This window comes from Bacillus sp. GS3m_15504, from assembly GCF_055825275.1.
This window is the reverse complement of the sequence record NZ_JBVVNL010000001.1, coordinates 2,486,471-2,500,145: the sequence shown is the minus strand read 5'-3', so window position 1 is coordinate 2,500,145 and position 13,675 is coordinate 2,486,471. Positions and strand designations below refer to the sequence as shown.

General features: G+C 33.6%; 11 protein-coding genes, 2 pseudogenes and 2 other annotated features (1 of these 15 only partly in view). Of the genes and pseudogenes, 10 read left to right on the top strand and 3 right to left on the bottom strand.

Going from position 1 to position 13,675, the window contains the following annotated elements:
• Window positions 1-121: a binding site (T-box leader), on the top strand (it extends 103 nt beyond the left edge of the window).
• Between the two features lie 35 nt (window positions 122-156).
• Window positions 157-379: a binding site (T-box leader), on the top strand.
• 44 nt (window positions 380-423) lie between these two features.
• The 6 genes and pseudogenes from thrS to AC0L0O_RS13190 form a co-directional block, all read left to right on the top strand.
• Window positions 424-2,343, top strand: coding sequence for a threonine--tRNA ligase (gene thrS / locus AC0L0O_RS13215; RefSeq protein WP_149283028.1), 1,920 nt, complete (start codon window positions 424-426; stop codon window positions 2,341-2,343).
• Window positions 2,344-2,596: 253 nt separating this feature from the next.
• On the top strand, window positions 2,597-3,364 hold the full coding sequence (locus AC0L0O_RS13210) for an ABC transporter ATP-binding protein (protein ID WP_000106417.1): 768 nt from the start codon (window positions 2,597-2,599) through the stop codon (window positions 3,362-3,364).
• Between the two features lie 11 nt (window positions 3,365-3,375).
• Entirely contained in the window at window positions 3,376-5,256 is a 1,881-nt protein-coding gene (locus AC0L0O_RS13205) for an FtsX-like permease family protein (RefSeq protein ID WP_375361092.1), read from the top strand.
• Between the two features lie 266 nt (window positions 5,257-5,522).
• Complete coding sequence (locus tag AC0L0O_RS13200) at window positions 5,523-6,554, top strand: alpha/beta hydrolase (RefSeq protein WP_473785809.1); 1,032 nt, start codon at window positions 5,523-5,525, stop codon at window positions 6,552-6,554.
• 75 nt (window positions 6,555-6,629) lie between these two features.
• Window positions 6,630-7,067, top strand: a pseudogene (locus AC0L0O_RS13195) (IS200/IS605 family accessory protein TnpB-related protein); the annotation flags it as partial.
• Between the two features lie 278 nt (window positions 7,068-7,345).
• A pseudogene (locus AC0L0O_RS13190) lies at window positions 7,346-7,945 on the top strand (ABC transporter permease subunit); the annotation flags it as partial.
• A 50-nt stretch (window positions 7,946-7,995) separates the two neighbouring features.
• Here AC0L0O_RS13190 and AC0L0O_RS13185 read toward each other — a convergent pair.
• A complete protein-coding gene (locus AC0L0O_RS13185) occupies window positions 7,996-8,733 on the bottom strand; it encodes a ZIP family metal transporter (protein WP_000440600.1) in 738 nt (245 codons plus the stop codon).
• 135 nt (window positions 8,734-8,868) lie between these two features.
• On the opposite strand from AC0L0O_RS13185, the gene AC0L0O_RS13180 reads away from it, so the two are divergent.
• Together AC0L0O_RS13180 and AC0L0O_RS13175 are read left to right on the top strand one after the other, a co-directional pair.
• Window positions 8,869-9,654, top strand: a complete 786-nt coding sequence (locus AC0L0O_RS13180; RefSeq protein ID WP_075395643.1) for a class I SAM-dependent methyltransferase — start codon at window positions 8,869-8,871, stop codon at window positions 9,652-9,654.
• Window positions 9,655-9,758: 104 nt separating this feature from the next.
• Window positions 9,759-10,625, top strand: a complete 867-nt coding sequence (locus AC0L0O_RS13175) for an MBL fold metallo-hydrolase (RefSeq protein WP_473785808.1) — start codon at window positions 9,759-9,761, stop codon at window positions 10,623-10,625.
• A gap of 159 nt (window positions 10,626-10,784) precedes the next feature.
• On the opposite strand, the gene AC0L0O_RS13170 is transcribed toward AC0L0O_RS13175, so the two are convergent.
• Both AC0L0O_RS13170 and AC0L0O_RS13165 read right to left on the bottom strand, forming a co-directional pair.
• Entirely contained in the window at window positions 10,785-11,726 is a 942-nt protein-coding gene (locus AC0L0O_RS13170) for a nucleoside hydrolase (RefSeq protein WP_473785807.1), read from the bottom strand.
• Between the two features lie 33 nt (window positions 11,727-11,759).
• Window positions 11,760-12,362, bottom strand: coding sequence for a DUF2441 domain-containing protein (locus AC0L0O_RS13165; RefSeq protein ID WP_473785806.1), 603 nt, complete (start codon window positions 12,360-12,362; stop codon window positions 11,760-11,762).
• Between the two features lie 210 nt (window positions 12,363-12,572).
• Between AC0L0O_RS13165 and AC0L0O_RS13160 the strand changes: the two genes are divergently transcribed.
• Both AC0L0O_RS13160 and AC0L0O_RS13155 read left to right on the top strand, forming a co-directional pair.
• Window positions 12,573-13,058, top strand: a complete 486-nt coding sequence (locus AC0L0O_RS13160; protein ID WP_001143414.1) for a DUF2798 domain-containing protein — start codon at window positions 12,573-12,575, stop codon at window positions 13,056-13,058.
• 174 nt (window positions 13,059-13,232) lie between these two features.
• Window positions 13,233-13,658: a DMT family transporter gene (locus tag AC0L0O_RS13155; protein ID WP_000676025.1), complete on the top strand. Its 426-nt coding sequence runs from the start codon at window positions 13,233-13,235 to the stop codon at window positions 13,656-13,658.
• The last annotated feature ends 17 nt before the right edge of the window (window positions 13,659-13,675 follow it).

Sequence of the window (13,675 nt, the reverse complement as noted above, 5' to 3'; positions counted from 1 at the left end):
CTGCACTAGGGAAACGAAGTATCTAGTGCCGTGTAAGCGACGTTATCGCAAAAGAAGCCATTATGTTTTTTGTGATGGGAATCTGGGTGGAACCACGGATATAAGCATATTCGTCCCTATTTTAGGGATGAATATGCTTTTTTGCATTCAATTTCATAATAAGCGAAGAAAAGGACACGAGTTATTTTACCCGGTTATACAGAGAAGGAAGGAAAGCTGAGAACTTCCTAACGCAGAAAAATAACTTACCACCTTAGAGCTGCACTGGGGAAATGAAGTAACTAGTGCCGTGTAAACGACGTTACCGTAAAAGAAGCCATTGCATGTTTGTGATGGGAATCTGGGTGGAACCACGGGTATAAGCACGCTCGTCCCTATTGTAGGGATGAGTGTGCTTTTTATTATGAAATGGAGAGATGAAAAATGAAAGAACAGATGATTGAAATTAAATTTCCAGATGGTAGCGTGAAAGAATTTGTAAAAGGAATTACTTTAGAAGAAATTGCTGGATCCATTAGCAGTAGCTTAAAAAAGAAAGCAGTTGCTGGGAACGTAAATGATGAGTTATATGATTTACGCCGTAATATTGAAGAAAATGCGGAAGTAGAAATCATTACTATAGATTCAAATGAAGGAGTAGAAATTGCAAGACACTCCGCGGCACATATTTTAGCGCAAGCTGTAAAAAGATTGTATGGTGATATAAATCTTGGAGTAGGGCCTGTTATTGAAAATGGATTTTATTATGATATGGATCTTCCGAGTAGTGTAAACGTAGAAGATTTACGAAAAATCGAAAAAGAAATGAAAAAGATTATAAATGAAAATATAAAGGTAGAACGAGTTGAGGTTTCTCGAGAAGAAGCAGCTAAACTGTTTCAAGAAATGAACGATCGATTGAAATTAGAACTTTTAGAAGCAATTCCTAGTGGGGAAAGTGTAACACTATATAAACAAGGTGAATTTGTAGATTTATGTAGAGGTCCACATTTACCGTCAACAGGTTATTTGAAAGCATTTCAATTAACTCACGTTTCCGGTGCATATTGGCGAGGAGATAGTAATAATCAAGTGCTTCAGCGTATATATGGTGTTGCATTCTCTTCTCAGAAAGAATTAGAAGAGTATTTACATTTCGTTGAAGAAGCAGCCAAAAGAAACCATCGTAAGTTAGGCAATGAACTGGAGCTATTTATGTTTTCTGAAGAGGCTCCGGGAATGCCGTTTTATTTACCGAAAGGCCAAATTATTCGTAATGAATTAGAAGCTTTTTTAAGAGAAATTCAAAAAGAATATAATTATCAAGAAGTACGCACTCCATTCATGATGAACCAAGAAGTATGGGAAAGATCAGGGCACTGGGGACATTATAAAGATAATATGTATTTCTCAGAAGTGGATAATAAAAGTTTTGCATTAAAACCGATGAATTGCCCAGGGCATATGCTAATGTTCAAAAATAAATTGCATTCTTATCGCGAATTACCGATTCGTATGTGTGAGTTTGGTCAAGTACATCGCCATGAATTTAGTGGGGCGTTAAACGGATTATTAAGAGTACGTACTTTCTGCCAAGATGATGCACATTTATTTGTAACTCCAGAACAAATTGAAGATGAAATCAAATCTGTAATGGCGCAAATCGATTATGTATATAAAACTTTTGGATTCAAATATGAAGTAGAACTTTCTACTCGTCCAGAAGATTCAATGGGGGATGATAAGTTATGGGAGCAAGCAGAAGCGTCATTAGAAAATGTATTACAATCGCTAAATTATAAATATAGACTAAATGAAGGTGATGGTGCATTTTACGGACCGAAAATTGACTTCCATATTAAAGATGCTTTAAATAGAAGTCATCAGTGTGGGACAATTCAGCTAGATTTCCAAATGCCAGAGAAGTTTGATTTAAATTATATAGATGAGAAGAATGAAAAGAAAAGACCGGTTGTCATTCACAGGGCAGTATTAGGATCTTTAGATCGTTTCTTAGCAATATTAATTGAGCACTTTGGAGGTGCATTCCCAGCATGGGTGGCACCAGTTCAAGTGAAAGTCATTCCAGTTTCGAATGCAGTCCATGTACAATACGCAGATGAGGTTGCAGATAAATTAGCACAAGCTGGTGTTCGTGTCGAACGAGATATGCGAGATGAAAAATTAGGATATAAAATAAGAGAAGCACAAATGCAAAAAGTTCCTTATGTTCTTGTTATTGGTGATAAGGAAATGGAAAACGGAGCTGTAAATGTGCGTAAATATGGGGAAGAAAAATCAGGTGTAATTGAACTAGATATGTTTGTGGAAAGTATGAAAGAGGAAATAAATAATCGAAAATAGATTTAAAAAAGAAAACACACCAATTCAAAAATGGTGTGTTTTCTTTTTTACCTTACAAAAATGTAAGATAAATGTAAGCGAAATCGAAGGAACGAGTTGTAGAAAAATGAGAATATGAAGTAGGAAGTAGCTTTATGTAGCCTGTGTAACCTTAATAGGATGAATAATTAAAAAATGCTTAAGAATTTACATGAGAAAAAGATAAGAAATATGTGAGAAATTAAATTTATATAAAAGGAATGGAGTGAAAGAGATGTCAACAAATGTAGTTACTGTAGAAAGTGTAGAAAAAACGTATGGGAAAAGAAATGAGAATCAGTCAAAAGCATTAAGGGGCGTATCATTAAATATTAAGGAAGGGGAATTCGTCGGGATTATGGGTCCTTCTGGGTCTGGAAAAACTACTTTACTTAATGTGATTAGTACATTGGATCAAGCGACAGGTGGTAGTGTGACAATAGCTGGTACAAATATTACTTCTATGAAGGGCAATGCGTTATCTGATTTTCGTTCTCAAAAATTAGGTTTCATTTTTCAAGATTTTAACTTACTTGAAAACTTATCAATTTATGAAAATATCGCTTTACCACTTTCTTTGCAAGGTGTACCTTCAAGTGAGATTACTGGAAAGGTAAATGAGGTGGCGAAGAAATTAGGAATTACTGAAATTTTAACAAAATATCCAACTGCTGTTTCTGGTGGACAAAAGCAAAGAACAGCGGCAGCACGAGCTTTAGTACATAATCCAGCAATTGTATTAGCAGATGAACCGACTGGTGCGCTTGATAGTAAAAATGCAAAAAGCTTATTAGAAGCGATGCAAGATTTACATGAAAATCATAATGTAAGTATTTTGATGGTGACACACGATGCATTTAGTGCGAGTTACTGTGAGCGAATATTATTTATCCAAGACGGTCTTTTATATAAAGAATTAAAGCGTCAAGGAAAGCGAGAAAATTTCTATCAAGACATTTTAGGTGTGCTCGCTCATATGGGCTCAGCTGCTGAGTCTAAGTAGGGGGCGAGATTATGTTATTTAAATTATCACGTCATAGTATGAAAAAGATGTTAAAAGATTATATGGTTTTACTTATTGGTCTCGTTATTAGCATTAGTATTTTTTACATGTTCCAAACGATGGCGATGAATAGTGAATTTACGAAGGATAATAGTCTTATTAGTAGTATTAGACTCGTATTCTGGGTAGGTGCAATACTATTATCTTTCATAACTGTATTTTATATTATATATGCCAATTCTTTCTTACTCACATTAAGAAGAAAAGAACTCGGTATGTACATGATGCTCGGAGCGAAAAAGAAAAAAGTAGCACAGTTATTATTTATTGAAACATTCGGTATGGGTATTGTTAGTATTATTATCGGGATTTTAGTAGGGATGTTACTTGCAAGTGTAGCAGGGAACTTTTTAATGAATGGTATGGAAATTTCAGCAAAAGGTAGTTATTCATCTGTATATACACCAGCAATCTTAGTTACAGCTATATTCTTCTTAATATTATTTTTTATTACTGGTTTAATGAATAGCATCCGTTTATTACGTAAAACAGAATTAGAGTTAATACGTGAAGATGAAACACTAGATGAAGTGAAGAAAAGTAAAACTCGCATTATTATAATGACCGTACTTGGTGTATTACTAGTAAGTATCGGATACTATTTTATGATCAATGTAAAAGTATATGCTGAATTAGGTTTTATAATAGCGACAATCGTTACAACACTTGGAACATATTTTATCTTTAGTTCATTACTCCCATTTTTTGTGATGAAAATTAAAGGGAATAAAAAACGTAATGAAACGGGCTTAAATAGTTTTACATATGCACAGCTACGCTTTCGAGTAAATAGTTTATCGAGAGTATTAGGTACTGTAGCGATGTTAATTGCATTAGGCGCAGGTGCGATGACAGCAGGTATGGCGTTCCAAAAAAATGTAGGTATTATGACAGACTTCTCACGTGTGTATGATGTCGTAATTCATGATCCAAATGAACAAGATGCAGCTGCATTAAAAGAAATGGAAATTGTTGAAGAAAGCCAGTACAAGTATAAAGTAGATGGAGAAGCGGTTTATTACTTACGTAATGATTTAACTGCGAAACCGCCACTTGTTTCAGACCACTTTGATACAAAAACTTTAAAAGAGCCTGCGCGTAAACGGGTGACCGAACCTTTAACTGAACCTATATATTCTGCTTTGGAAGCTCCTGAATTAGCAAAATCCCCTCGTATGCCGAAAGATTGGGAAGATGCAATTGTAAGAGAAATACAAATTACACATAATCAATTTAACGGAAAACCTGTAAGAATTGCAGATGAAGCGCATTATAAAGGAATTCAAGGAACAGAACACACTGTAACATTAGCAAAAGTAGATGATATGAAAAAATATAAACCGTTGTTGATCGAAATAGATAAGAGACAAAAAGAACAAATTGAAAAAACAACAGGTACAAAAGTAGACTTATTTACGAAAATGACAATTTATCAATTTATGAACAGTTTCATGAGCGGAACAATGTTTATGGGATTTTTCCTCGGAATTGCCTTTTTAGCGATGATGGCAAGTTCACTAATGTTCAAAATATTAACAGGTGCTTCTCGTGATGTACGCCGTTATGAAATGTTACGAAAAATCGGTGTGAGACGTAGTATGTTAACAAAAAGTATATATAAAGAAATTTCATATTTATTTATCTTCCCAGCGATTATTGGAATTTCCCACGTATTAGTAGGGCTAAACTTATTTAGCTTCATATTAGTTGACCCGTTTGTAAAAGTGTGGGTGCCAATTGGGATATTCTTAGTCATTTATTTTATCTATTACTGGATAACTGTTCAATTGTATAAAGGTATGGTAATGCCGAAAGAAGAGGTAGCAAAATAGATTAATAAAAAAGTCCTTGTTTTGAAAACAAGGACTTTTTTATTTGTAATACATTGTAATCAAGTTTTTCCATAGTTAATGTATTGAAAATTAAGAAAATATTAAGGGGTTATATAGCAGAAAGTTAAGAATTGTATGAGATATTAAGAATGTACAAAAGATCAAGTTGAAATTAGAAAGTGCAGTTGATGTACCTTCCTATTTTTTAAGGTAGTTTTACAGAACTAAATTGATGTTTTTATAAATTTAAAAGAAAGGAACGACTTATGAAGAAGATAGCAAAATTAATAAAATTTATTGGTGCCATCACTATACTATTATTAATTGTAGCATTAATAGTTCCTACATGGACCTCACAAATAAAAGGACAAAACAGTATAAGTACATTAGAGAAAGTAGAGATAAATGGAAGTGATCATGAAATTATGATACGCGGCAAAGATAAGAACAATCCAGTTATTATTTTTGTACATGGTGGACCTGGTTCTTCAGAAATACCATATGCTCAAAAGTATCAAAAATTATTGGAAGAGAAATTCACAGTTGTTCATTATGATCAAAGAGGAAGCGGGAAATCGTATCATTTCTTTGAGGACTATTCAAATCTTACATCAGATCTTCTTGTAGAGGATGTATTAGCTATGACAGATTATATTTCAAAACGTCTTGGTAAAGAAAAGACAATATTGATTGGCCATTCTTACGGTACATATATCGGAATGCAAGCTGCTAATAAAGCTCCTGAAAAATATGAAGCGTATGTTGGTATAGGGCAGATGAGTGATACAGTAGAAGGTGAGATGGATAGTTTAAAGTTTGTCATAGACCAAGCGGAAAATGCAGGCAATGAAGAGGAAGTTTCCTATTTAAATGGATTGACTGAAAAAATTAAAAATGGCGATACATACACTCCGCGAAATTATGTTGCAAAATATGGTGGAACATCAAGACTCATTGAAAATCCAGATGGTGATAACATCGGGAAGTTACTCAGTAATGAATATAACTTGTTTGACGTAATTCGTTATAACGTTGGATTATCACACTCTCAGACTGTCTTATTAGAAAAAGATTTAAAGAATCCATTACCTACTAAGGTGAAGAAACTGAAGTTACCGTTTTATTTCCTTATGGGGAAATATGACTATAATACTTCATTTCATGCGGAAAAAACATATTTTGATACGATTGAAGCAGAGCAAAAAGAATTTATTACTTTTGAAAAATCCGCGCATTATCCACAATTTGAAGAGAAGGAAAAGTTTTATGAGTGGATGTGCGATACATTTCTAAAATAAATAAAATGGATCCGAACTTTAGAGAATTAACATAGTTAGCGAGACGTATCAAGATTTTTGATGCATAGTATTAACTGTAGCGTAGATGCGGTTGTAGTAGGATATAACTTTGGTTGGAAACAAAAATCTGATATGGGGAAAAAGAATAATCAAAAGTTTGTTCAAATTCCCTTTCATAAATTGATTGCGGCAATTGAGAATAAATGTATAAAAGAAGGTATCCGATTTTTAAAACAAGAAGAAAGCTATACTTCAAAAGCTAGTTTTCTTGATAAAGATAAGGTTCCAGTTTGGACTAAGGATGATAAGACGTATTATCACTTTAGTGGCAAACGAATGACTCGTGGTCTGTACCAAAGTAAAGCAGGAAGATGTATTCATGCGGATATTAACGGTGCATTGAATACCTTGAAAAAATCAAAAGTTATAGAATTGGAAGAAAATCTTGAAGTGAAAACGCCGATTCTATTAGAAGTGCAAAAACGTAAGGCTGTTGCCTCGCGCATAGCTTAGTGGGTGCGTCAACCATCCATGTGTACTCGATTTGTCGGGGCTTGTAGCACACGCCGGATTCATCTGGGTGGTGGCTTCTTCCACACGAAAGAACTGCTCTTTTTGAAAGGGTGGTGCAAGTGGGAAAGCAATCGTTCGTTGTTAGTACCAACCAAAAACTTACTTGGGGTGTTACTGTAAGATGACATGAATTCTAGAGCGTCAAACTGTCTGAAAAGACCTAGATTTCTAACTCAAGCCCCCCACTGAAACGTTTCAATTCAATGGGGGAGTTGACGTTAAATGAAGTTTTAACGTTTGACAGTGGAGCAGAAGTTGTGCCGTTGTATTTGCGGGTGGCATTTCAAATTATAGTCCTTGTATGTCTTGCTGTACCAACAGTGATGTTGTATGTAGCGCAAGAGGTAAAACGTATTAAGAAAGAAGAATTTATGTTGGCAGCTACTGTGCTCGGCGGGAGTAAGTGGCAGAGGTTGAAGCGCCATATATGGCCGCATATGTTACCATCATTTCTTTTATTAGTAGCTCAACAATTTGTAAGTGTACTATTACTTCTTTTACATCTTGGATTACTTAAGTTGTTTTTTGGTGGAACGATATTATTTGGATTAGATGCAGATAGTGTAACAAAGGAATGGACAGGTCTAATTGGTCAAAATTTCCGTCACTTAACTACACATACATGGATAGTACTTATACCAATCGCTTTCTATAGTATGACGATCTTGTCAGGGAATCTAATTAGTAATAGCATGCAAGATGCGATTAAACTAGGGAATATAAGAACACCTAAGAACAAGGATAAAGAAATGAAGGAAGAGATAAAAGTACAACATACTGTGAATGATTTTTCTTTCTATAGAGAGGTACAAAAATAAAAAAAGATAGCTGAAGACAAATTGTTTTCAGCTATCTTTTTTTGTTTAATTTAGTGATGTCCAGCTAGTAGAGTAAACACTATTATTAAGAAAAATCCACTAGATGCCCACATTAAAAATGTAAGGAAAGAGAGCTGTTTCTTTGCCTTCCAAAGCATTTCATGAATTGTGACATAGCCAAGTGAACCGATAGCACTTCCCATAATGAGTCCTTGCAGGTGAAGAGCTTTTCCTTCCATCAAAATACCAAAAACCGTACCAGTACCGAGAATAAGGGAAAGTAATAAAGTTGTTAATAAAAATGAAATATATTTATGCTTTGTAAAGAGAAAGGGGATAATTAAAGCTAATCCTTCTGGAATATGGTGAATGACGATTGCCATTAAAAAGGGAATGGCAGAGTCTGCATGATTAATAAAAGCTGTACCTAAAGCAAAGCCACTCGGTAAATTATGAATAAATATAGCGAAAGAGAGGAAAAGGAAAGTTTGCCAAGCTTGTTGATCTTTTTTATGTATCATTGGATGATGACAATAGTTATCTAATAAGCTCATAACTAAAATGCCGATAGCTATACCAAGTATAGGACCAATTATTTCATAGCTTGAAAATGTTTCAGGAATAATTTCAAGGGATAAAAGCCCAAGCAAAATCCCTCCACATAATGCGTATAAACGGTGCATCTTTTCTTCAATTAGCTGGCGCGTAGCAATGCCAACAGCACCGCCTAATAGTAATCCGCCAAATGAAAAAAACGTAACAATCATTGGAATCCATAATCTTTCCATAGTATCACACTCCGATTCTTCCACTTATTTTTAGCTTACGAATAGGAAAGTTAGAATAGTCCAAGTAATTGTGTTTGATTATAGAGAAAAAACTAATAATTCGTTATAATTTATATATTAAATTTAAGTGGAAATATGGAATGGGGAATAAGTTTGCAAACAAAGTGGAGTCTATCTGAATATGAAAATCCAAAACGATATGATATAGAAAATAAAAGTTTATCAGATTTTCCGTTTTTACTATCATGGGCACAAAAGCTACATATACAAAATGAATGGATTCTAGATATTGCCTGCGGTACAGGAAGGGTTACAATTCCATTTATAGAAAATGGATATCAAATGATTGGTGTAGATATACATGAAGGAATGCTTGCTGAAGCAAAGAAAAAAACTACGGATTGTAAGAAGGTAAAATGGTTACAACAAGACTGTTTACAATTAAGCATGAATGAAGCGATTCCGTTTGCATTTATGGTGGGGCACGGATTCCAGCATTTCCTTACGAATACAGATCAAAATAAATTATTAACATCTATTCATCATGTGTTAGCAGAGAATGGTATATTTATATTCGATACACGTTTTCCTTCAAAAGAAGAATTAATACAGCCATCTACAGAAGAATATTGGACAACAATTAGTGATGAAAAGGGGAGGGAATGTGATCTATATACTGAAATGACATATGATTCAATTCAGCAAATACAGCACTACATAACAATAAGAAAGTTTTATGATGATGATGCATTAGTAGAGGAACTGAAAACAACGATTGATCTTCGCTATACGTATCCTCAGGAGTTAGAAAGATTATTAGTAGCGAATGGTTTTGAATTATTACATATATATAATGATTGGGAAGGAAATGAGTTAGGGGAAGATTGCTATTCAATGGTAGTTGTTTGCCGGAAGAAATAATAGAATGGTTTAAAAGTATGAGTGTAAAGTATTTAGTATGTTAGATGAAAAAATTTTTAAAAGATAATAATTGAAGAGAGTGTTTTTAAATGGAGGGATTTGTTATGCAGCAAATTAAAAAAATAGGAAAATCATTTTGGTATATGACACCAGTTTCTGAAACAGATAGACCTATATTGGGAATGGTTGTTGGAAAAGAAAAAACGTTAATGATTGATGCAGGAAATTCAGAGGAACATGCACAATTGTTTTTAGAAATGTTAAAGGAACAAAATGTATCACATCCTGATTTCGTAGCATTAACGCATTGGCATTGGGATCATATTTTTGGATTGTCTGTACTACAAGATGCATTGTCCATTGCACATTCTGAAACGAAAAAAGAGATGAGTACACTTGTTTCTTATGAATGGACAGATGAAGCGTTGGATGCACGTGTAAAAAAAGGTATTGAAATTGAGTTTTGTGCGGATTGTATCAAAAAAGAGTTTAATGAAAAAGCGAGAAATATTAAAATTATCCCTCCAACTTTAACATTCGAGAATCAACTTGAATTGGACCTTGGTGAAGTGACCTGCGTGTTAAAACATGTGGGCGGGGATCATGCACATGATTCAGTTATTATGTATATAAAAGAAGAAAAGATATTGTTTTTAGGAGACTGTCTATATGCAGATATTTTTTCTTCTAAGTGGAACTATACGACGAAAAGAACGTTTAAATTAATAGAAGAATTGGAGAAATTCGATGCTGAAACTTATATTCTTTCTCATGGGGAAGCGATAGATCGAGCTGAATTTTTACAAGAAATTCATTTACTAAAAACAGTAGGAACTTATACAGAAGCTCATAAAGGCGATGAAGAGAAGATAGAGGCAGCATATAAACAAGAGCTAGATAGAGAATTAAATGAAGATGAATTAGAAACAATAACGTATTTTGTCAATGGTTATGAAATGGTGAATCTATAAAATACAACTTTAATCAAATAATTTTAGACTACATAAAAAGAGTATTGAAAGTTAATTCAATACTCTTTTTAATATTAAGTTCCAACCAATTTCCAATTATTTTTTACTACGTACAATTTGAAGCTACACCATTTTTTTGTTGTTTATATACAGAAGCTTTTAAGTAGAGACTTTCTTTGCTAACCGAGTTATATAGTCGAAAAATCGATCGTGGTTTACATCATAAACAACATGTACCGGCCGCCCATCATCAGTTTCCACTGTACGTCCTTGGCTTGGTCCGTATGTATGGACGATACTATTGATCGTTTGTACTTTTGCTAGGTCAGCTTTCCCAACAAAGGCAGCAGTTAATACATCCCACAAATAGTAGGTAGAGTTCTTTGCAAAGTGAACGAGAGGGGGAACAATTGCATAACATTGACCAAGGAAATCAATACCGATATACTTTCGCTCTTTTGCCCATTGTTCACGTATGTCTATAGTTAGGGGAACTTGGTTTGTACTCTCTAGAGTTACTAAATCGATTTCTATATTTGCTTCCCATACGCGAGCTACTGCTTCAGGGTCCCAAAATGAATTCCACTCGGCTGTTCCATCATGTTCAGGTTCATGTACATTGCCTGCAGTACGAAATGTACCGCCCATCCAAACTAAACGTTTAATTTTATTTTCGATTATAGGTGCTTCATATAGTGCACGGGCTAAATCGGTAAGAGGACCTGTAAATAATAAAGTTGTTTTCTCTTCAGTTTGTAGAAGAGTCTCAATTAAATGATGATGCGCAGGCTTTGCTGCTACGTGCGTTGCAATTTTTCCAGACTCATTTAAAATGGGTAAAGCATCTACATAAAATGCATGCATCCGCCAATCTTTTGGAAACGGATTTTTTCCACGAGAATTAGAAGCTGCTACCTCAATAGTATTTTTGCCGAAGCGATCAATAATTTTTCGGTTTGCAGACATTGCTGGTTCTAAATAGCAATCTGCTGGGATAACTGAAACACCTGTAAGTTCTACATTATCCATTTGGAGTAATAAAAATAGTGAAACTAAATCATCTACACCACCATCATGATTGAAGTACACTTTTTTCATCATTGTAATCTCCATTCTCTAATATTTAACTAGAAATTAAATTTTCATTTTGGAAAAATCATTGATTATTTCTACTACCTCAATTTTTCCATTAATCAATAGCTCAGGTAATTCGTTTTTGCTATTTCCTTTCCAATACTCTCTAGCTTGTTCTATTTTTTGAGAGAAAGGAATCCCATCTTCTTTCGGTAAAAGGTTACCGTCACCTTCAAAATAATTTCCAATTACTCGTAGTTTAACAATTTGTAAAGCTTCCCGATTGTAAGAATCAAATAATACTTTCCATTTTAAAGCATCTTCATAGCTTTTAGCAGCATATAAACAAGACAATTTTGACGGATAATTAGGATATTCTTGTAGTCTAACCATTTCCACAATCGTTTCTCTAATGGCTCTAATTGTTTGATCCATGTAATTCATAACGAATGGAGCATTTTCATTATTTATATGTAATTCTTCATTTTTATAGTGATTATTTATAATTTTCATGCCATCTTCACCACTAGCATTTAATTGTTCCTTTTCAAAAAAGAAGTGATATAGAGTATTATGTTGATTTTTGTTAAAATGAATGATTTGTCCGATATTCATTTTTCTCCTTGTTACGATGTGATATGCGTAAAATGCTGCTTCATTCATGGGTATCCTCCTAGTAATAATGTAATGCAATGTTAAATTTAGTAATTCAACATCGCGATATATAACCTTTATAAGTAAAAGTGAGAATTTGAGTAGAAAATAAAGAAAATATATGGAAACGCTTTAAAATTGTTCACAAAATGTTCACTTACGAAGGGGTTTTCAATATCGATATAATGACAAAGACTCAAAGAGAAAGGATGATGAATTTTGCCAACAACAAGAAAGGAAAACCTCCAATTTGGTATGATGATGTGCCTTGGGATGGTTATCGTAATGACGTTTTACAATTTACTAATGAATGGATCAGGAGGGCCAATTCATATTAAGGAGATTGCATTAGAACTATTAATTGGATTTATTATTGCGCTATTAATTGAAATAAGTATTGTTGGACCTTGTGCGAAAAAAATTGTATTCATGCTACCGTTTGATAAATCAAAGAAAATAAATATTATTATTGCCATGGCGACAGCAATGGTAATCGGAATGGTGTTCTTTATGTCATTTTTCGGAATGATTATGATGCATTTACATGGTGGGCTACAAGGGGACTCATTTGTTTCAATATATTTTTCAATTTTTATTAAAAATTTTATTATGGCTTATCCGTTGCAATTAATTATTATGGGACCGCTTGTGCGTTTCTTATTTGCAAAGTTTGTTATGAAAAAGAAATCTGTTAATGTAGCGTAATTTTTATTTATAAAACATTATATATAAATAAAATAAAAACACATCTCACATTTTTGAGGTGTGTTTTTATTGTTCATCCCTAGTTATTTCAAACTGATGTGACATTTGTCCTTTTGCCTTTATAGGATTATAGCTTTTAATTAAGTTAGAAATAGAAGATTAGGAGATGATTTTTTGAAAGGTATTATATTTGCTGTTTTAGCTGGCATATTTATTACACTTCAAGGTACATTTAATGCAAAACTTAGTTCGCATATAGGTATATGGTCAACGAGTATTGTAACGCATTTAATTGGATTTATTATTGCAACAACTGTATTTTTGTTAAAGAAGGAAGAGAAAGTAACGGAATTAAAGAGTGTGAAAAAAGTATATTTAGTAGCGGGTGCATTTGGTGGATTCATTATTTGTGCAGAAACAATGGCGATATATTCATTGGGAGTTACATTGACAGCTGGAACACTTATGGTTGCTCAATTGTTAACAGCAACTGTTATTGAAATGAAAGGGCTGTTTCGTATAAAAAAGATACAAATGGAGAGATATCACATTGTGGGAACAATAGTAATGATTATAGGTATTGCTGTATTTAATATGTAAATGAAAGGAGGAAATGA

What these genes read in the sequence shown, in the direction of transcription:
- AC0L0O_RS13205 (WP_375361092.1), top strand. Translation starts at nt 3,376, where the DNA reads ATGTTATTTAAATTATCACGTCATAGTATGAAAAAGATGTTAAAAGAT.
- AC0L0O_RS13185 (WP_000440600.1), bottom strand. Translation starts at nt 8,733, where the DNA reads ATGGAAAGATTATGGATTCCAATGATTGTTACGTTTTTTTCATTTGGC.
- AC0L0O_RS13170 (WP_473785807.1), bottom strand. Translation starts at nt 11,726, where the DNA reads ATGATGAAAAAAGTGTACTTCAATCATGATGGTGGTGTAGATGATTTA.
- AC0L0O_RS13165 (WP_473785806.1), bottom strand. Translation starts at nt 12,362, where the DNA reads ATGAATGAAGCAGCATTTTACGCATATCACATCGTAACAAGGAGAAAA.
- thrS (WP_149283028.1), top strand. Translation starts at nt 424, where the DNA reads ATGAAAGAACAGATGATTGAAATTAAATTTCCAGATGGTAGCGTGAAA.
- AC0L0O_RS13175 (WP_473785808.1), top strand. Translation starts at nt 9,759, where the DNA reads ATGCAGCAAATTAAAAAAATAGGAAAATCATTTTGGTATATGACACCA.
- AC0L0O_RS13210 (WP_000106417.1), top strand. Translation starts at nt 2,597, where the DNA reads ATGTCAACAAATGTAGTTACTGTAGAAAGTGTAGAAAAAACGTATGGG.
- AC0L0O_RS13200 (WP_473785809.1), top strand. Translation starts at nt 5,523, where the DNA reads ATGAAGAAGATAGCAAAATTAATAAAATTTATTGGTGCCATCACTATA.
- AC0L0O_RS13180 (WP_075395643.1), top strand. Translation starts at nt 8,869, where the DNA reads ATGGAATGGGGAATAAGTTTGCAAACAAAGTGGAGTCTATCTGAATAT.